This is a genomic window from Streptomyces sp. NPDC033131 (genome assembly GCF_055578365.1).
Window position 1 is genome coordinate 1 of the sequence record NZ_JBVIPA010000059.1, and the last position, 18,318, is coordinate 18,318.

General features: G+C 71.7%; 16 protein-coding genes and 1 riboswitch. Of the genes, 12 read left to right on the forward strand and 4 right to left on the reverse strand.

Annotated elements, in window-relative coordinates:
- Positions 1-124: 124 nt before the first annotated feature.
- Entirely contained in the window at positions 125-856 is a 732-nt protein-coding gene (locus tag ACZ5XS_RS41245; protein WP_468660364.1) for a DUF5995 family protein, read from the reverse strand.
- A 180-nt stretch (positions 857-1,036) separates the two neighbouring features.
- On the opposite strand from ACZ5XS_RS41245, the gene ACZ5XS_RS41250 reads away from it, so the two are divergent.
- Positions 1,037-2,161, forward strand: coding sequence for a glycoside hydrolase family 6 protein (locus tag ACZ5XS_RS41250; protein WP_468660424.1), 1,125 nt, complete (start codon positions 1,037-1,039; stop codon positions 2,159-2,161).
- 109 nt (positions 2,162-2,270) lie between these two features.
- Here ACZ5XS_RS41250 and ACZ5XS_RS41255 read toward each other — a convergent pair whose 3' ends face one another.
- On the reverse strand, positions 2,271-3,482 hold the full coding sequence (locus ACZ5XS_RS41255; protein WP_468660366.1) for an MFS transporter: 1,212 nt from the start codon (positions 3,480-3,482) through the stop codon (positions 2,271-2,273).
- A 126-nt stretch (positions 3,483-3,608) separates the two neighbouring features.
- On the opposite strand from ACZ5XS_RS41255, the gene ACZ5XS_RS41260 reads away from it, so the two are divergent.
- From ACZ5XS_RS41260 to ACZ5XS_RS41305, 10 genes are all read left to right on the forward strand, one after another.
- The gene (locus ACZ5XS_RS41260; protein ID WP_468660368.1) at positions 3,609-4,913 is read left to right on the forward strand and encodes an ROK family transcriptional regulator; all 1,305 of its coding nucleotides are present in this window, start codon (positions 3,609-3,611) and stop codon (positions 4,911-4,913) included.
- 1,088 nt (positions 4,914-6,001) lie between these two features.
- Positions 6,002-6,132, forward strand: a riboswitch (FMN riboswitch).
- A gap of 145 nt (positions 6,133-6,277) precedes the next feature.
- A complete protein-coding gene (locus ACZ5XS_RS41265; RefSeq protein ID WP_468660370.1) occupies positions 6,278-6,880 on the forward strand; it encodes a riboflavin synthase in 603 nt (200 codons plus the stop codon).
- Complete coding sequence (locus tag ACZ5XS_RS41270) at positions 6,877-7,518, forward strand: nicotinamide mononucleotide transporter family protein (RefSeq protein ID WP_468660372.1); 642 nt, start codon at positions 6,877-6,879, stop codon at positions 7,516-7,518. Before ACZ5XS_RS41265 ends, ACZ5XS_RS41270 begins: the two co-directional genes overlap by 4 nt.
- A complete protein-coding gene (locus ACZ5XS_RS41275; RefSeq protein WP_468660374.1) occupies positions 7,515-8,804 on the forward strand; it encodes a bifunctional 3,4-dihydroxy-2-butanone-4-phosphate synthase/GTP cyclohydrolase II in 1,290 nt (429 codons plus the stop codon). Before ACZ5XS_RS41270 ends, ACZ5XS_RS41275 begins: the two co-directional genes overlap by 4 nt.
- Before the next feature lie 28 nt (positions 8,805-8,832).
- Positions 8,833-9,318, forward strand: coding sequence for a 6,7-dimethyl-8-ribityllumazine synthase (ribH, locus tag ACZ5XS_RS41280; RefSeq protein WP_468660376.1), 486 nt, complete (start codon positions 8,833-8,835; stop codon positions 9,316-9,318).
- 33 nt (positions 9,319-9,351) lie between these two features.
- Positions 9,352-9,624: a phosphoribosyl-ATP diphosphatase gene (locus tag ACZ5XS_RS41285; protein WP_217239573.1), complete on the forward strand. Its 273-nt coding sequence runs from the start codon at positions 9,352-9,354 to the stop codon at positions 9,622-9,624.
- Between the two features lie 52 nt (positions 9,625-9,676).
- On the forward strand, positions 9,677-10,534 hold the full coding sequence (hisG, locus tag ACZ5XS_RS41290; protein WP_468660378.1) for an ATP phosphoribosyltransferase: 858 nt from the start codon (positions 9,677-9,679) through the stop codon (positions 10,532-10,534).
- A 14-nt stretch (positions 10,535-10,548) separates the two neighbouring features.
- A complete protein-coding gene (locus ACZ5XS_RS41295) occupies positions 10,549-11,004 on the forward strand; it encodes a PH domain-containing protein (RefSeq protein ID WP_468660380.1) in 456 nt (151 codons plus the stop codon).
- Between the two features lie 234 nt (positions 11,005-11,238).
- Positions 11,239-12,567 carry a hemolysin family protein gene (locus tag ACZ5XS_RS41300; RefSeq protein WP_468660382.1) on the forward strand — a complete coding sequence of 443 codons (1,329 nt, stop codon included), beginning with the start codon at positions 11,239-11,241 and terminating at the stop codon, positions 12,565-12,567.
- Positions 12,564-13,649, forward strand: coding sequence for a hemolysin family protein (locus ACZ5XS_RS41305; RefSeq protein ID WP_468660384.1), 1,086 nt, complete (start codon positions 12,564-12,566; stop codon positions 13,647-13,649). Before ACZ5XS_RS41300 ends, ACZ5XS_RS41305 begins: the two co-directional genes overlap by 4 nt.
- A gap of 126 nt (positions 13,650-13,775) precedes the next feature.
- On the opposite strand, the gene ACZ5XS_RS41310 is transcribed toward ACZ5XS_RS41305, so the two are convergent.
- On the reverse strand, positions 13,776-15,635 hold the full coding sequence (locus ACZ5XS_RS41310; protein WP_468660386.1) for an AAA family ATPase: 1,860 nt from the start codon (positions 15,633-15,635) through the stop codon (positions 13,776-13,778).
- Positions 15,636-16,067: 432 nt separating this feature from the next.
- Positions 16,068-16,688 carry a uridine kinase family protein gene (locus tag ACZ5XS_RS41315; protein ID WP_468660426.1) on the reverse strand — a complete coding sequence of 207 codons (621 nt, stop codon included), beginning with the start codon at positions 16,686-16,688 and terminating at the stop codon, positions 16,068-16,070.
- A gap of 227 nt (positions 16,689-16,915) precedes the next feature.
- On the opposite strand from ACZ5XS_RS41315, the gene ACZ5XS_RS41320 reads away from it, so the two are divergent.
- Positions 16,916-18,277 (forward strand): peptidase C39 family protein, encoded by a 1,362-nt coding sequence (locus ACZ5XS_RS41320; RefSeq protein ID WP_468660388.1) that lies wholly within the window; start codon positions 16,916-16,918, stop codon positions 18,275-18,277.
- Positions 18,278-18,318: the final 41 nt, after the last annotated feature.

Below are 18,318 nucleotides of genomic sequence, written 5' to 3' on the forward strand. Positions count from 1 at the left end.
ACAGTGGCTCCACACCTACAATCACCACCGCGGACACACCGCGCTCAAAGGCCAACCACCCGCCAGCCGCGTCCACAACCTCACGGGTCAGTACAACTAGGGCCTCTCGTCGGGAGACCCCGGCTCACCGGTCGGGCATCGGCGTGAGCAGCATGCGTCCCGCCAGGCCCACCGCCGCGTCCAGGCGTTCGGTGAACTCCTCGGCGACGTCGGGCAGCCGGCGCAGCACCCACAGGGCCCGCGCCGCGGTCCACGTCGCCTCCCGGGCGCGCTCCAGGCTCCACGCGCCGAGCAGGTGGGTGAGCGGGTCGGCGATCTGGAAGAGGTCGGGGCCCGGCATCAGCTCTTCGCGGATGCGCTCCTCCAGCGAGACGAGGAGATCGCCCACGCGGTCGAACTCGTCCTCCACGTCGACGGGTTCGCAGCCGAGCGTACGACAGGTGTCCACGACGGCGAGCGCCAGGTCGTGCCCGATGTGCGCATTGATGCCCGCGAGGGCGAACTGCAACGGGCGTACGCCGGGGTGACGGCGGAACTGGAACAGGGGCCGCCAGCAGGCCGGCGGACGCCGCCCGTCGGCCACCGCCTCGACGGCGTCCAGGTAGCGCTCCGCGAACCGCACGTCCAGCGTGATCGCGGCCCGCGCGTCCCCCAACTGCCCCGTGTCGATACGCCGGTCGACCGCCTCGGTGACAGCGAGGTAGACGCGGTTGAAGACCGCCAGGCCGTCGCGCGGCGGCAGGGTCGCGTCGAGCGCGCGCATACGGGAGATGACGCCGTCTACGGGAGTGACGACCCGGTCGAGGGGAGGAGTGAGCCGCTCCTTGGGGGTGGTGACTTGTTCGCATTGCACCATGTGGGCAGAGTCGCAGCTTTAGGCTGGCCCCGGTACCGGCAGGCCCGACGCTTCCCCAGAACGGGGGAACGAGCCCGCCGCGTAAGAGCGACAGGGGGGAACTGCACTGTGTCAGGCCAACGTGCCCAGCGCCTGGCCGCGCGCCGGGCCGAGCGCAGGCGGACCGCAGGGCGCGGCGCCATGGTGGCGGCGGCCTCCGTGGTGGTCGCGATATCGACGGCGACCGGAATGCTGTCCGCCCTCGGCGACCGGCCCGACTCCGACCAGGCGAAGCCCGAGGTGACCAGCTCGCCGTACTTCGAGCCGCTGCCCGCCCGGCCGACGCCGTCGGCCTCGCCCTCGGCGAGCGGTTCCGCCTCGCCGTCCCCGAAGAAGAAGGCCGGCCCCACGCCGTCCCGCACGAAGACGGAGACGCAGGCCAAGCGGCAGGCTCCCGCCACCTCCACCCGGCTCTACCGCTACCCCGAGTCCCAGGTGCTCGACTGGGTCCGCGCCAACGGCGGCGACCCACGCCACGCGGTCATAGAGTCCCGCATAGCCGACCAGCCCGCGGCGGTCTGGTTCGCCGACTTCACGCCGTCGACCATCACCAGCCGGGTCCGCGCGGTCACCTCCGGCGGCGGCGCGCAGGGCCGGGTCCCCGTCGTCGTGCCGTACGCCATCCCCGGCCGCGACTGCGGAGGCGCCTCGCAAGGCGGTGCCCCCGACCTCGACGCGTACGACGACTGGATCGACGCCTTCGCCGCCGGGCTCGGCTCCGACGAGGTCATCGTGATCCTGGAGCCGGACTCGGTCGCCCAGGCCGAGTGCCTCTCGTCGGACGAACGCAGCCGCCGCTTCGCCTCGCTGGCACGAGCGGGCCGCGTCCTCAAGGCCGCCAACCCCCAGGCACGGGTCTACTACGACGCCGGCCACTCCGGCTGGAACGACGCCGCGAAACAGGCCGGCCGACTGCGGCAGGCCGGCGCGGCCTCGGCCGCCTCCTCCGACGGCATCTTCAGCAACGTCTCCAACTTCCACCGCACGGCCGACGAGATCGCCTACGACCGGCAGATCCTCGACGCCATGGGCGGCCCGGCCGGACTCGGCGCCGTCATCGACACCAGCCGCAACGGCAACGGCGCCCCCGCCGACGGCGAGTGGTGCGACCCCGCCGGCCGCAAACTGGGCCGGACGCCCACCCTGAACACCGGGGAGGCGCGGATCGACGGCTACCTCTGGGTGAAACTGCCGGGGGAGTCGGACGGCTGCAAGGGAGCGCCGGGGACGTTCACGCCGTCGTACGCGTACGACCTGGCGCGCTGAGGAGGGCCTGCGCCCGGTCAGGACGTACGGCTTGATGCTCGGCCCGCCGCGCGGGCCGGTGCGGCCGGACGCGGGGACCCTGTGCCCCGCGCCCACTGGAGCGACGGTGTCAGGGCCGCGGGCCGGGAACTGCCGAGGGCCGCCGACCGACCTTCGGGCGATCGCGGTCGCCCGCGCGCAGCACGCCCGCGAACAGCACGAGACCGCACGCCAGCACCGTCACCAGACCGAACGACACCGTCAGGCTGGTCGCCTGAGCGATTCCGCCGATCGCGCTCGGCGCGACCAGCCCCGAGGTGTAGGTGATCGTCGCGACGCCGGCGATGGCCAGACTGGGGTTCGGTCCGCTGCGGCCCGCGGCGGCGAAGCACAGCGGAACCACGACGGCGATGCCGAGACCCATCAGCGCGAACCCGGCCATCGCCGCGGCCGGATGGCTCGCGAGGACGATGAGCAGTCCTCCGGCGGTGGCGAGGACTCCGCCGACGCGCACCGTGCGCACGGAGCCGTACCGGTCCACCACCTTGTCGCCGACGAGCCGGGCGATCGCCATGGTGAGCGTGAAGCCCGTGGTGCACGCGGCCGCCAGCCCCGGCGAGGCCTCCAGCCGGTCACGCAGGTACACCGCCGACCAGTCCAGGCTGGCGCCCTCAGCGAACACCGCGCAGAACCCGACCGCGCCGATGAGCAGCGCCGACCGGGGCGGCAGCGCGAACCGGGGCGGCGGCTGCTCGTCCTCGGCGGGCTGGAGGTCCAGCACCCACGCGCACGAGGCGACGCCGAGCGCGGTGAGGACCCCGGCCGCCAGCACGTGGTGTAGCCGGGCGTCCGCGCCGAGATGCGCGGCGAGGGTGCCGGCCGCCGACCCGATCAGGGCGCCCGCGCTCCACAGACCGTGCAGGCCGGACATGATCGACCGGCCCAGGCGGTTCTCGACGTCGACGCCGAGCGCGTTCATCGCCACGTCCGCCATGCCGGCGGTCGCGCCGTACACGAACAGGGCCAGGCAGAGAGTGAGGAGGTTCGGGGCGAGGGACGGCAGAACGAGGGACAGGCTCCACAGGGCGATCAGGCCGCGCAGGGCGTTCCGGGCGCCGAAGCGATGGCTGATACTGCCCGCGAGCGGCATCGCCAGCGACGCGCCGAGCGCGGGAAAGGCCAGGGCCAGGCCCAGTTGCCCCGCACTCACCGACGCGTGGTCCTGGATCCACGGGACCCGGGTCGCGAACGAACCGGTCACGGCCCCGTGCACCGCGAAGACGGCGGCCACGGCGTACCGGGCCCGCCTCACCTCGACCTCGTCGTAGACCACTTCACTCATTCTCCGGCCCCTTCAGGGTTCTCGGTCCCCACCCGCCGACCGCGTAAACTATCAGGAACCCTGCCTGATAGATAGCGGGGCAACAGGCCCCGCTGTACGGCCCCGCCGATCTGGAAGGATCCCGGCATGCCCGCATCCCCGAGCACCGCCCGGGCCATCAACGACGAAGTCGCCCTGCGTCTGCTCCAGCAGGAGGGCCCGTTGACGGCAGGGCAGTTGAAGCAGCTCACCGGCCTGTCCCGGCCGACCGTCGCCGACCTCGTCGAACGCCTCACCGACTCCGGCCTGATCACGGTGGTCGGGGAGTCGGGCGAGCAGCGGCGCGGGCCGAACGCCAGGCTGTACGGCATCGTCGCCGACCGCGCCCATCTGGCGGCCCTCGACGTCCGTACCGAGGGAGTCGCGGTCCTCGTCTCCGACCTCCTGGGCCGGGTGCTCGCCGAGGCATCCGTGCCGATCGGCGACGACACGGGCACCGGGTCCGCGGTGGAACAGGCGGTCACCCTCGTCGAGCGGGTGGCCAAGGAGGCCGGCGCCGACCGGCTGCACACCCTCGGCATCGGCGCGCCCGGCCTGATCGACCCGGCGAGCGGCGACCTCCACGACTCCTCGGGCCTGCCCGAATGGCACCGCCGGCTGGTGGCCGCGCTGCAGGAGCGCTTCCCGAAGGCCACGGTCAGCGTCGAGAACGAGACCAACCTCGCCGCCCTCGCCGAACAACGCGACGGCGCCGCCCGCGACCGGGACACCTTCGTGCTGCTCTGGCTCGGCGTGGGCATCGGCGCCGCGGTCGTCCTGGACGGAACACTGCGCCGGGGAGCCTCCGGCGGCGCGGGCGAGATCGGCTTCCTGCCCGTGCCGGGGACGGCCGGACTGCCGTCGGCGACCGGCTGCGACGGGGGTTTCCACTCCCTCGCGGGCGCCGACGCGATAGCCGACCTCGCGGCGGAGTACGGCGTCACCGCCACGTCCGCCCCCCACGAGCCACGGGCCGCGGCACTGGTCCGCGCGGCGGTGGAAGGGGTGACGGCCGGGGCGCCGGCGGCAGCGGACAGCCCGGAGAAGGGCCGGGCGGCCACGGTGGACCGCGCGCCCGGTGAAGCCTTCGCGCAGCACGGCCGCACCGCACCACGCACGCCCGCCGCCTCCGCCGACCGCTTCCTCGACGCCCTCGCCGATCGTGTCGCCCTCGGTGCCGCCGCTGTCATCGCCGTACTGGATCCCGGCTGCGTGGTGCTGGCGGGGGAGATCGGCCGGGCGGGTGGTGAGGTTCTGGCGCGTCGTGTCCAGGAACGTCTCGCCCGGTTGTCACCTCTGCCCACGGAGGTGCGGCCCAGCGCTCTGGGCGGGGGCGCGGTGCTGCGCGGGGCGCTGCTCACGGCGCGGGACCGGGCGCAGGACGAGTTGTTCGCGCCCTGGAGGGCCGGCTAGGTCCTGTCCGGCGGATCAAGTGGCAGGACATCCGCGGCGCCTCGTCGACGCAGGTGGGCGGGGCCTGGTGCGTCGAGCTACAAGGCGGAGGAGGGAGTCGGCAACCGACGACAACGCTGCAGATCGGCGTGCCAGGCCCCGCGTCCGCGGCATGATCCGCCGGACAGGCCCTAACCGAGGCGTACCGAGGTTCCGGGCGGGCGGTCACCTGACGCCGGAACGGGAGATGGGCGAGGGGACGTTCGAGGACTGCCCGGCCCGGAGGGGCCGCCCGCTTCCGGCCCGTCGCCCTCGGATACGCCCGGCCCGGCGACTCGAACGACCGCACCTCGGGCCCGCCCATGTCGTCGGCCCGTCCGTCCCACTGGCCCGCCCACCGCCAACCCGGCCGTCCGCTCCGCCACTTCGGCCACCTCGGTGGGCTGGTCCCGGACACCCGCGGGCAGCGGCAGGACCGGCGACTTGGCCAGTACCTGGAACACCTGCGCCGGCAGATCGTGGAACCGCGTGATCCGCAGCACGGTCCAGCCGATCTTGGGCGCCTCGATCTGCCGCTCCAGGCGAGCTTGGTCCGGTAGTGGCCGAACCGGCACCCGGACCACCCCGGCGATCGAGATGTGGACCAGGTGGAGCCCTTCCGCCCGCCGTGCCGCCCCGACCAGGTGCTCCGCCGCCCGCTCGCTGCAGCTTGTCGGGGTTCACTACGGCCCGTACCCGTGTGTCCCCGCCCAAGCGGTCGGCGCGCTCCTGCCGTTGGCCTCGCCCGCGATGTGCGCCCGATCCGTCGCGAGCCGCTCGAACGGGCCCGTCGCGCACCAACCGGGGAGACCCGGCGGCGGGCAAGGGCCGTCGTCACCGCCGCCGGGCCCGTCTGTGCGGGTATCCACGCAGGGCGACCCTAAAAAGGACTAGACCATTGCGTCAAGGGATGGGGACCAAGGTGAAACAGCCAAGGTCCGGCATCCGCAGCGCGGTTGAGGGCGTCACCGTCCGGCCCGAAAGTCCATCGGCGCGGCCTGTGAGCCACCCCACACCCTTCGCCCGTATGGACGTCGATCAGGCATGGCACACTGGCTCTGTACCAGAAGCAGCGCACTCCGGGGTCGGTGAAAGTCCGAACCGGCGGTTACAGTCCGCGACCCGGTCGCTTCCAGCGGCCGGTTGACCAGGTGAAATTCCTGGACCGACGGTTAAAGTCCGGATGGGAGGCAGTGCGCGGCGGGCGGGCATTCGTGCGCGCCGCCGAACCGGTTCGTCCATGGGGCGATCCCTGTCCGGCGTCGCCCCCGGTGTCCCTGCTCGTACGTGTCGTCGTCACCGACAGCCCCGGAGTCCGTGCCCGAAGAGGCAGGAGGACCCGGGAAGTGTTCACCGGAATCGTCGAAGAGCTGGGTGAGGTCACCGCCGTCGAGAACCTCGGCGACGCCTCCCGTTTTCGGCTGCGGGGCCCCGTCGTCACCGAGGGTGCGAAGCACGGCGACTCCATCGCCGTCAACGGCGTCTGTCTGACCGTCGTCGACCACGTGGGCGACGAGTTCACGGCCGACGTGATGGCCGAGACCCTGAACCGTTCCAGCCTGGGCGTCCTCGCCGTCGGCTCCCGCGTCAACCTCGAACGCCCCATGGCGCTCGGCGCCCGCCTCGGCGGCCACATCGTGCAGGGCCACGTCGACGGAACCGGCCACGTGCTGGAGCGCAAGCCGTCCGAGCACTGGGAGATCGTGAAGGTCTCCCTCCCCGCGGACCTCACGCGCTACGTCGTCGAGAAGGGCTCCATCACCGTCGACGGCATCAGTCTCACCGTCGTCGACGCCGGCCCCGACTACTTCACGGTGAGCCTCATCCCCACCACCCTCGGCCTGACCACGCTCGGCCACAAGCAGCCCGGCGACCCGGTCAACCTCGAAGTCGACGTCATCGCCAAGTACGTCGAGCGGCTGATGGGCAGTCAGGGGGCCACCCCGTGAACTGGCTGAACTCCGAGGCGTTCGTCCTGTTCGACCAGCACATCCTGTGGTCGGACATGGTCGGCAACATCCTCGGCCTGGTCGCCCTCGCCCTCGGCTGGCGCCGCTCCATCTGGAGCTGGCCCGTCCAGTTCCTGTCCGGCCTGGTCCTCTTCGGGGCCTTCTACGGCCACCTGACCGGCAGCGCCGGCAAGCAGGCCGTCGTCATGGCCGTCGCCGGGTACGGCTGGTGGCAGTGGAACCGGCACAAGGGGCAGTCCGGCGACGGCCAGATCACCCCGCGGTTCGCCACCTGGCGCGAGCGTGCGGCGATGGTGGCCGCCGCCGCCGTCGGCACCGTCGCGGTGGCCCTCCTCTTCAAGGCCTACCCGACCCTGTCCTGGGACCCCTGGCCGGACGCCTACATCTTCGTCGGCACCGTCGTCGCCATGTACGCCCAGGCCCGCGGCATGGTCGAGTTCTGGTTCGCCTGGCTGCTGGTCGACCTGGTCGGCGTCCCGCTGAACTTCGCCAACGGCTACGCCTTCTCCGGCTTCGTCTACGTCATCTACGGCGCGCTCGTCCTGTGGGGCATGCGCGACTGGTGGCTGCGCTCCCGCAAGGGACCGCAGCCCGCTCTGGAAGGAGCGCCGGCATGAGCGCGGCACCGATCCTGTACAGCACCGACGGTCTCGAGGACTTCACCCTCGACCCGATCGAGCAGGCCATCGCGGACATCGCGGCCGGCCGCCCGATCGTGGTCGTCGACGACGAGGACCGGGAGAACGAGGGCGACCTCGTCATCGCCGCCGAGAAGGCGACCCCCGAGATCGTCGCCTTCATGATGAGCGAGTGCCGTGGCCTGATCTGCGCCCCCATGGAGGGCGACGAACTGGAGCGGCTCCGGCTCCCGCAGATGGTCGACGACAACACCGAGTCGATGAAAACCGCGTTCACCGTCTCCGTGGACGCCTCCGCCGCTCACGGTGTGAGCACCGGCATCTCGGCCTCCGACCGCGCCACCACGCTGCAGCTGCTCGCGAGCGGCACGGCCGAGCCCACGGACCTCGTCCGCCCCGGCCACGTCTTCCCGCTCCGCGCCAAGCCCGGCGGCGTCCTCGTGCGCAACGGCCACACCGAGGCCGCCGTCGACCTCGCCCGCCTCGCGGGCCTGCGTCCGGCCGGCGCGATCGTCGAGATCGCCGGCGAGGACGGACGCATGCTGCGCCTGCCCGAACTGATCCCCTTCGCCCGCAAGCACGGCCTGACGATCATCTCCATCGAGGACCTGATCGCCTACCGCCGCAGCTCCGAGCCCACCGTCCGCCGCGAGGCCGAGACCCGACTGCCCACCGTCCACGGCACCTTCACCGCGTACGGCTACCGCTCCACCGTCGACGGCGTCGAGCACGTCGCCCTCGTCCACGGCGAGATCGGCGACGGCGAGGACGTCCTCGTCCGTGTCCACTCCGAATGCCTCACCGGCGACGTCTTCGGCTCCGCACGCTGCGACTGCGGTCCCCAGCTCGACGCCTCCCTGGAGCGCATCCAGACCGAGGGCAGGGGAGTGGTGGTCTACCTCCGCGGCCACGAAGGACGCGGCATCGGCCTGCTGTCGAAGCTGCGCGCGTACGAGCTCCAGGAACAGGGCCACGACACCCTCGACGCCAACCTGGAACTCGGCCTGCCCGCGGACGCCCGGGACTACGGCGCCGGCGCGCAGATCCTGGAGGACCTCGGGGTCCGCAGTGTGCGCCTGATGACGAACAATCCCGACAAGACCGACGCGCTCGTCCGCCACGGCCTCAAGGTCAACGGCCGCGAGCCGATGCCGGTACAGGCGGGCGAACACAACCTCCGCTACCTGCGCACCAAGCGGGACCGGATGGGGCACGACCTGCCCTGGCTGGACACGGCCCCCGTGTCCACCTGCGGCAACCAGTAAGCAGAAACCACGAGGAGACGCGAGACACGTGAGCGGCAAGGGTGCACCGGAACTGTCGGTACGCAACGTCGGAGACCTGCGGGTCGCCGTCATCGCGGCGCAGTGGCACGAGAAGGTGATGGACGGCCTGGTGGACGGCGCCCTGCGGGCCCTGCACGACCTGGGAATCGACGAGCCGACCCTGCTGAGGGTCCCCGGCAGCTGGGAGCTCCCGGTCGTCGCCAAGGTCCTCGCGGGCCGCGGCTACGACGCGATCGTCGCCCTCGGCGTCGTCATCCGCGGTGGCACCCCCCACTTCGAGTTCGTGTGCCAGGGCGTCACCCAGGGCCTCACCCAGGTCTCCGTCGAGACCGGCGTCCCCGTCGGTTTCGGCGTCCTGACCTGCGACACCGAGGAGCAGGCCCTGGACCGGGCCGGCATCGAGGGCTCCCGCGAGGACAAGGGGCACGAGGCGGTGACGGCGGCGGTGGCCACGGCTGCCACCCTCCGCTCAGTATCCGAACCGTGGCGCTAGCTCGGCCGGCACACGCGTAAAGTGGGCGGCACCATGTCCAATAAGACGTTTGAGGAGCTCTTCAGCGAGCTCCAGCACAAGGCCGCAACCGGCGACCCCGCCACCTCCCGCACCGCGGAGCTGGTCGGCAAGGGTGTCCATGCCATCGGCAAGAAGGTCGTCGAGGAGGCCGCCGAAGTCTGGATGGCCGCCGAGTACGAGGGCAAGGAGGCGGCTGCCGAGGAGATCTCGCAGCTGCTGTACCACGTCCAGGTGATGATGGTCGCCCGGGGCATCTCCCTGGACGACGTCTACGCCCATCTCTGAGCCGCGCCACCCACCCACTCATCGCCCCGCACGAACGAAGGAAGCCGACCTCATGCTGCGCATCGCCGTCCCCAACAAGGGTTCCCTGTCAGGACCTGCGGCGGAGATGCTGCATGAGGCCGGCTACCAGCAGCGCCGCGAGTCCAAGGAACTGCGGATCGTCGACCCGGAGAACGAGGTCGAGTTCTTCTACCTCCGCCCCCGCGACATCGCGATCTACGTCTCCTCCGGCAAGCTCGACATCGGCATCACCGGCCGCGACCTGCTGATCGACTCCGGCGCGAACGCCGAGGAGATCCTTCCGCTCGGCTTCGCCCGCTCCACCTTCCGCTACGCCACCAAGCCGGGCACGGCCAGCGGCGTGAAGGACCTGAACGGCATGACGGTCGCCACCTCCTACGAGGGAATCGTCGCCAAGCACCTCGCCGACCACGGCATCGACGCCTCCGTCGTCCACCTCGACGGCGCCGTCGAGACGGCCATAGAGCTGGGCGTCGCCGAGGTCATCGCCGACGTCGTCGAGACCGGCACCTCGCTGCGCAACGCGGGCCTGGAGGTCATCGGCGAGCCGATCATGAAGTCCGAGGCCGTCGTGATCCGCCGTGCCGGCGCGGAAGCCGATGAGACGGTCGAGCCGAAGGTGCAGCAGTTCCTGCGCCGCCTCCAGGGCGTCCTGGTGGCCCGGACGTACGTGATGATGGACTACGACTGCCGCGTCGAGCAGCTGGAGAAGGCCGTGGCGCTCACGCCGGGCCTGGAGTCCCCGACCGTCTCCCCGCTGCACAACGAGGGCTGGGTCGCGGTCCGCGCGATGGTCCCGTCCAAGGAAGCCCAGCGGATCATGGACGACCTGTACGACATCGGCGCCCGGGCCATCCTGACGACGGCCATCCACGCCTGCCGTCTCTGAGGAGCGTGGTCAGAATGTCTGAACTGCCCTCTCTTCCCGTCACATTCCGGCCAGGACGCACCCGTGCCGTGCTGCTGACCGCCGGCGTCGCGATCTTCGTGGTCATCACGACGGTCGCCATGCTGCTGGAACAGCTCAGCCCCGGCGAGCGCCTCAGCTTCGTCCTCACCGGCGCGCTCCTGTTCGGCGTGCTGTTCCAGCTGTCGCGGCCGAAGGTCGTCGCCGACGAGTCCGGCGTCACCGTCGTCAACATCGCCAGCAGGCGCCGCCTGGACTGGGCCGAGATCATCCAGGTGAACCTCCGGCCCGGCGACCCCTGGGTCTTCCTCAACCTCAGCGACGGCACCAGCCTGCCCGCGCTCGGCATCCAGCCGGGCATCGCCAAGCAGCGTGCCATCGCCGACGCGCGCACCCTGCGGGCGCTCGCCGAGGCCCACTCCACGGCCCGCCCCGAGGAAGATCAGAGCTGACTCGGGGCCGCCCACCCTGCCGCACATGCCCATGTCTTGATTAATCTGTTGGCGGAGGCGTTTTTCGCTGCGCCTCCGCCCCTGCGCGCCGCCCGGCGCCCAGGGGTTCCTGCTACGCGAGGAGTGACCCTCTCCGGCGATGGACGGATCGTCCTGTAGTACCTGCGCCGCCCCCTGCCGACATACCGCGGACTGCGATCTCGCAGACCGCGCGTACGCGGAGGCGGCGGCATCATGAGCACCCCCTTGCTGCTCCTCGGAGCCGCGTTCCTGCTGATCCTCGCCAACGGATTCTTCGTCGCGGCCGAGTTCGGCCTGGTGACGGTCGAGGCGACGGACGCCGAGAAGGCCGCCGCCGAGGGCGACCGACGGGCCCGTACGGTCGTCGAGTCCCTCAAGGAGCTGTCCTTCCAGCTCTCCGGCACCCAGCTCGGCATCACCATCACCTCCCTCGTCGTCGGCATGCTCGCCGAACCGGCGCTCGCCGAACTGCTGGACGGCCCCATCACCGCCACCGGCATCCCCACGGGTGCCGTCTCCGGTGTCGCCGTGGTCATCGGCATGCTGCTGGCCTCGGCCGTGCAGATGGTCATCGGCGAACTGGTGCCCAAGAACTGGGCGGTGTCCAAGCCCATGCAGGTCGCGCGCTTCGTCGCCGGCCCGCAGCACGCCTTCGCCCGCCTGTTCCACCCGGTGATCGCCGGGCTGAACGCGGTCGCCAACCGCCTGGTCCGTGCGATGGGCATCGAGCCCGCCGAGGAGCTGGCCTCCGCCCGTACCCCCGGCGAACTCGTCTCCCTGGCCCGGCACTCCGCGCGGGCCGGTGCCCTGGAGCAGGACACCGCGGACCTCTTCGTACGGACCCTGTCACTGGCCGAGCTGACCGCGCAGCATGTGATGACCCCGCGGGTGAAGGTCAGCGCCCTGCAGTCGACGGCCACCGCCGAGGACGTGGTCAACCTGACCCGCGCCACCGGCCTGTCCCGCTTCCCCGTCTACCGCGAGAAGATCGACGAGATCGTCGGCATGGTGCACCTCAAGGACGCCCTGGCCGTCCCCGTCACCGACCGGCTGCGCACCCCGGTACGGCGCATCGCCCGTCCGGCCCTGCTCGTGCCGGAGACCCTGCCCGTACGGCCGCTGCTCGCGCGGCTGCGCAGCGAACAGCCCATAGCCGTGGTCGTCGACGAGTACGGCGGCACGGCCGGCGTCGTCACCCTGGAGGACATCGTCGAGGAGATCGTCGGCGAGGTCCGCGACGAGCACGACGGCCAGGACCTGCCGGAACTCGCCGCCGCCCCGCCGGAGGACGGCAGGCCCGCCTGGGAGGCCGACGGCAGTTGCCGCGTCGACATCCTCCGGCGCATCGGCCTGGACGTGCCCGAGGGGCCGTACGAGACCGTCGCCGGCCTGGTCGCCGACCTGCTCGGCCGCATCCCGGCCGTCGGCGACACGACCGAACTTCCCGGCTGGCGCCTGTCCGTACGCCAGGTCGGGCACTACCGCGCCGAGCGGGTCCGCCTGGTACGGACGGCTCCCGTCGCGCTGGAGGCCGTGCGATGACCGTGCTCCAACTCCTGTTCGCCGCGCTGCTCGTGCTCGCCAACGGCTTCTTCGTCGGGGCCGAGTTCGCGCTCGTCTCCGTGCGCCGCAGCCAGATCGAACCGCTCGGCACCACCCGGGCCCGCCAGGTGCTGTACGGCCTGGAGCGGCTGCCGCAGATGATGGCGGCCGCCCAGTTCGGCATCACCGTCTGTTCGCTGACGCTGGGCGCGGTCGCCGAACCGACGGTCGCGCGCCTGCTGGAGCCCCTCTTCGAGTGGGTCCACCTGCCGCACGGCATGATCCACCCGCTCGGTTACGTCATCGCGCTCGCCGCGGTCGTCTTCTTCCACCTCGTCATCGGCGAGATGGTCCCGAAGAACCTCGCGATGGCCGCCCCGGAGAAGGCCGCGCTGTGGCTCAGCCCCGGCCTGGTCGCCTTCGCCCGCCTCTGCCGGCCGATCACCGTGGCCCTCGGCGCCTGCGCCGGGGGCATCCTGCGGCTCTTCGGCGTCGAGCCCAGGGACGAGATCGAGGCCGTGTTCACCAGCGAACAGCTCAACCGGCTGGTGGAGGACTCCGGCCAGGCCGGACTGCTCGACCCGGAGGAGCAGGAGCGCCTGGAGGACGCCCTGGAGCTGGGCTCCCGCCCGGTCACGGACGTGCTGCTGACGCGCGAGTCGCTGGTGACGGTCAGCCCCTCGGTCACCCCGGGCCAGATCGTCGAACTCACCGGGCACACCGGCTACTCCCGCTTTCCGGTGGCGGCGGAGACCGGCGCCTTCATGGGCTACCTGCATGTGAAGGACGTGCTCGACCTGGAGGACTCCGAGCGGGCGGTGCCGCAGCAGGTGTGGCGGCCGATGACCACGCTCAGGTCCGAACTGCCGCTCGACGACGCGCTCACGGTCATGCGCCGGGCCGCGACGCACCTCGCCCAGGTGGCGGACGCGTCCGGCAAGGTGCTGGGGCTCGTCGCGCTGGAGGACGTACTGGAGCTGCTGGTCGGCGAGGTGAGAGACCCGGCGCACCGGGAGGTGCCGGAGGTACGGGTCGCGGAGCCCCGGGTGAGCGGGGAGCCGGAGGAGGCACTGGCGAGCTGAGGCGCGCCGCCGCGGGCGGTCGTGCCGCTGGGGCTGATGAGGGAGGGTGGGCGCGGCGGCATGCCGTCAGTGCGGGGCCGTGCGACCCACCCCGCCCGCGCCGGCACCGGGCACCCACCCGGTCCGTCACATCGGCGACGGATCCTGCGGCCCCCGCCCCGACAGCACCTCGCCGTACGCCTGCATCAGATCCGGCAGCCGCAGCGTCGCGAGGTCGTCCCGCGTCAGCATCCCGGGATACGTCGACAGCCGAAGATCCCGGTACGCGCAGCTCTTCTCGTACAGCGTCCGCAGGAACCGCCCGTTCCCCAGTTCGTCGATCCACCCCTGATCGACCACGTGCCCGGCGATGGACCGCAGCTCGTCCAGTGCCTCCTCGTCCCACGCGTCACCGTTCTCCGTGGCCAACACCTCGCCGATGGAGGTGAGTTCGAGCGGACGGTAGGACGGGAAATCGACGCGGGTCGTGAAGCGGGACGACAGTCCGGGATTGGCGGCCAGCAGGCGGTCCATGCCCTCGGGGTAGCCGGCCAGGATCACCACGAGGTGGTCGCGGTTGTCCTCGGCGCGCTTCAGCAGCACCTGGAGCGCCTCGTCGCCGTACGCGTCCCCCTTGCCGTATCCGGAGTTGGACAGCGAATAGGCCTCGTCGACGAAGAGGACGCCGCCGAGCGCGGAGTCGATCAGCTCGTTGGCCTTCACGGCGGTCTGGCCGAGGTACTCACCGACCAGGTCGGCCCGCTGAGCCTCCACGAGATGGTCGCCGCCGAGGAGCCCGAGCGCGTAGAAGACGCGGCCGAGGATACGGGCCACCGTGGTCTTGCCGGTGCCGGAGGGACCCGAGAAGACGAAGTGCCGCTTGGGCGGCTGGACCGGCAGGCCCTGCCCGGTGCGCAGCCGAGCCATGTTCAACTGTGCGGACAGTGCCTTGACCTGGCGTTTCACCGGTTCCAGGCCCACCATGCGCTCCAGCTCGGCGAGCGCGTCCTCGAGTAACGCGGGATCGGTGGGTCCGGCGGGGAGCAACGGTGACACTGCGCCCTTCTCGCGCACCGTCGGGTCGGTGGCCGACGGCAGCGGACCGGCGGGCGGCAGGTCGGGCTCCGTGAGCCTGAGGTCGCGCCCTTCGGTGCCGAAGAGCGGGTCGAACCCGTCGGGGCCGTCCATGTCCTGCCCGGCCCCGGTGAGCGTGATCGCGGCAAGGTCGGTGGCCTCGTCGTACCCGTCGCCCTCGGAGATCGCGGCGAGCCGGGCCGAGGTGTCCATGAAGGCCGGGTCGACGCGGTGCACGGCGCGGTACAGGGGCAGGGCTGCCGCGCTGCGGCCGGTGCCCTCGTGGGCGCGTGCCAGCCAGTAGCGCAGTTCCTTGCGCTGGGGCTGCTCGCTGCGACAGCGCATCAGGGCCGCCGACAACAGCGGTTCGGCCTGCCCGTACATCTCGAGGCGGACCCGGGCCATACCGCCGAACAGTCCCGCCTCGATGCCCAGCATGGGGTCGTCGACCAGCGGGTCGGTGTGCCGGACGAGCTGTTCCCAGTCCTTGACGAGATAGGCGCGGCAGGCGTGCAGGAAGCGGACCTGGTGGTCGGCGTCGACCGGCGGCAGGCCCGCGAGGGCCCGGTCCAGCTCCGGGACGTGCCGGCCGTCCAGCCAGTGCGAGGCGTGGGCGAGGAGCAGGTCGCGCGGGCTTTCCAGCACGGGCTGCACCCACCAGCCCAGCCAGTACCAGGAGTTGAGGGTGCGCCGGTGCCGGGCGCGCTGTTCGCCGAAGCGGTCCCGGTGCCGGAACATCCTCAGCAGCGCGGTCGTCGTGTCCACGCGCAGTGCGTGCAGCCCGAGCCAGCCGTCGGCCATCCCGGGATCGATCCGCACCGCGGTGCGGAACTCCTCCTCCGCCTGCGGGTAGGCGCCCATCGTGTAGGCGTCCACCCCTCGCAGCCAGGCGAGGTCGGCCGGGGCCTCGGGGCCCTGCGTGCCGAAGTCCATCACGTCCCCCACAAACCGTGCCCCCGTTTGGTTGGCCGACGGGCCGGTGCCCGTCGACCGCTTGGTCCAACCGCTCTGCCGCGGACCGGAGTTGCAACGGTGCGCAGAGCAGCCGTCCAGGTCGCACCGAGGGCATCGTACCTGCGGTGGTGTCGCCCGCCGTAGGGTGCCGCACAGGCCGTTTGGCGAGGTGGGAGCGGAGGGGCGGACTCACGCATGGTCACCGAGCGTGAGTAAATCGTGCCTCGGGGCGTCCGAATTGGGGAGAGAGAGGGCAGAACGAAGCCCCCGATCACGGGGGAACAACCGGGGGCTTCGCGTCTGCGGGCGGCTTCGAATGGCCGCACATTCAGAACGTAAGACCTGTACGGCCCCTCGGTCAAGCCGAGTTGAAGCACTCCGGGAACTTCTCCAGCAAGGCCCTTCACAAGTTCAGCACACTGCCGACGGCCCGTCACCGTACGTGACATCCTGGTCCGAGCCAACCGTCCCGGCAGGCCCCTGAACCACCTCATATCCCTCCTGGCACTGCCGTACCAGAAGGTCGGCGAAGGGCCGCGAGGGGTCGTCGGCGAAGTGCCGTTGTTCCGCCCTGACCCACCCGGCCCAGAACTCCCGCTGTTCCTCCCCGTCCCGCGACCGCCCGCGCGCCCACGCCTCCTCGCGCGGCACCTCCATCCACAGCAGGTGGGCCAGGTGCGGACGCAGTGCCCGGCGGCCCGCACCGACGCCCTCGACCAGGATCACCGGAGCCGGCGGCAGGGCGCGCGGTGGTCCGAAGCGGCGGGTGTGCCAGTCGTAGGGCGTGTACCGGGCGCGCTCGCCGCGGCCGAGCGGTTCGATCACCTGGGACAGCAGCCGCCCGGTCCAGCCGAACAGTTCCTCGTGGCTGGCGATGTCGTCGAGGCGCAGCACCGGCGCGTCGCCCAGCTCCCGGGCCAACCGGCCGGCGAACGTGGACTTGCCGGAGCCGGCGTGCCCGTCGACGCCGATCAGGCGGACCGGCCCGCAGGACGGGGGCAGTCGGCGGAGCCGGGAGGCGAGGTCGCGGATGGCCGTTCCTCAAGGGAGCAGGGAGCGGAGGGCGGGGAGCAGGGGCGTAGGGGCGGCTTTTCTCCGTGCAGTCTAAATCGGCCAGGTCATGCCAGTGGAGGAGACCAATATTGCCGGGCGTGGCATGGCCCGAAGTGCTGGCAGGAGCATGCGGGCTGCTCCATAGTTGGCGCACAACCGTGCATTGGACCTGCCCCGACTCGAACACCTTGGGGGTCATTCCGCCCATGAGCAGAGCCGAACAGCCGTCCCGCAGAACCGTCCTGGCCGCCGCGGTCGCCGCCGCCGTGGCCGGCAGCGCGGGCCCGGCGTCCGCCGACACCGTGAGCAGTGCCGTGACCGACACAGCCGTCCGGGCCCGCCCGGTCGACAACCGTTTCTGGACCTCGTACACCGACTGGCGCGGCGGCGCCGCCAGGGGCACCCGGGCCGTCGCGGGCACCCGCCCGGGGCTCGTGATCGGCAGCCCCGTGGGCACCGTCGACTACACCGACCCGCACACCGGCAGGACGGCCGCCTGGGAGTACGCCACCTGGACGTCTCCCGTCCACGGTCTCGCCGTGCCCTCCACCGAGGTGATCGCCTCCTGGAACGCACGCACCCCGGGCGGAACCTGGATCCAGGTCGAGCTGAAGGGCACGTACTCCGACGGTACGGACACCCCCTGGTACGTGATGGGCCGCTGGGCGTCCGGCGACCAGGACATCAGGCGCAGCTCGGTCGACGACCAGAGCGACGACAAGAGCAGCATCTGGACGGACACCTTCGCGATCGACGACCCGGCCACGGGCCTGCGCCTGGTCTCGTACCGTCTGCGGCTCACCCTCCACCGCAAGCCCGGCGCGGAGGTCACGCCCACGGTCTGGCGGCTTGGCGCGATGGGCTCCGACGTCCCCGACCGTTTCACCGTCGCGGCCTCCGTCCCCGGCCTCGCGCAGGAACTGAGCGTGCCGCGCTACTCGCAGGAGATCCACGTCGGCCAGTACCCCGAGTACGACAACGGCGGCGAGGCCTGGTGCAGCCCCACCTCCTCGCAGATGATCATCGAGTACTGGGGCGGCCGGCTCTCCTCCGGGCAGCTGGCCTGGGTCGAGCCGGAGTACGCCGACCCGCAGGTGTGCCACGCGGCCCGCTTCACGTACGACTACCAGTACGCGGGCTGCGGCAACTGGCCGTTCAACGCCGCTTACGCCGCCACCTTCAAGGGCCTCCAGGGTGTGGTCACCCGGCTCGGCTCCCTCACCGACCTGGAGACGCTGATCGCGGCCGGCATCCCGGCCATAACGTCCCAGTCCTTCCTCAAGGAGGAGCTGACGGGGGCGGGTTACGGCACCTCCGGCCATCTGATGACGGTCATCGGCTTCACGGCGGCCGGCGACGTGATCGCCAACGACCCGGCCTCGCCGACCAACGAGGCCGTACGGCGCGTGTACAAGCGGCGGGAGTGGGAGAACATCTGGCTCCGTACCAAGCGGTACAACGCCAGTGGCAAGGTCGTCTCCGGTACCGGAGGCGTCTGCTACCTGTACTTCCCGGCGTCGCCGACCGCGCGCCAGCGCAAGGCGCTCGCGGCGGTGGGCGTGCGCTGAACCCGGTGCACGGACGGCCCCCGGAGCCACGGCGGGGGCCG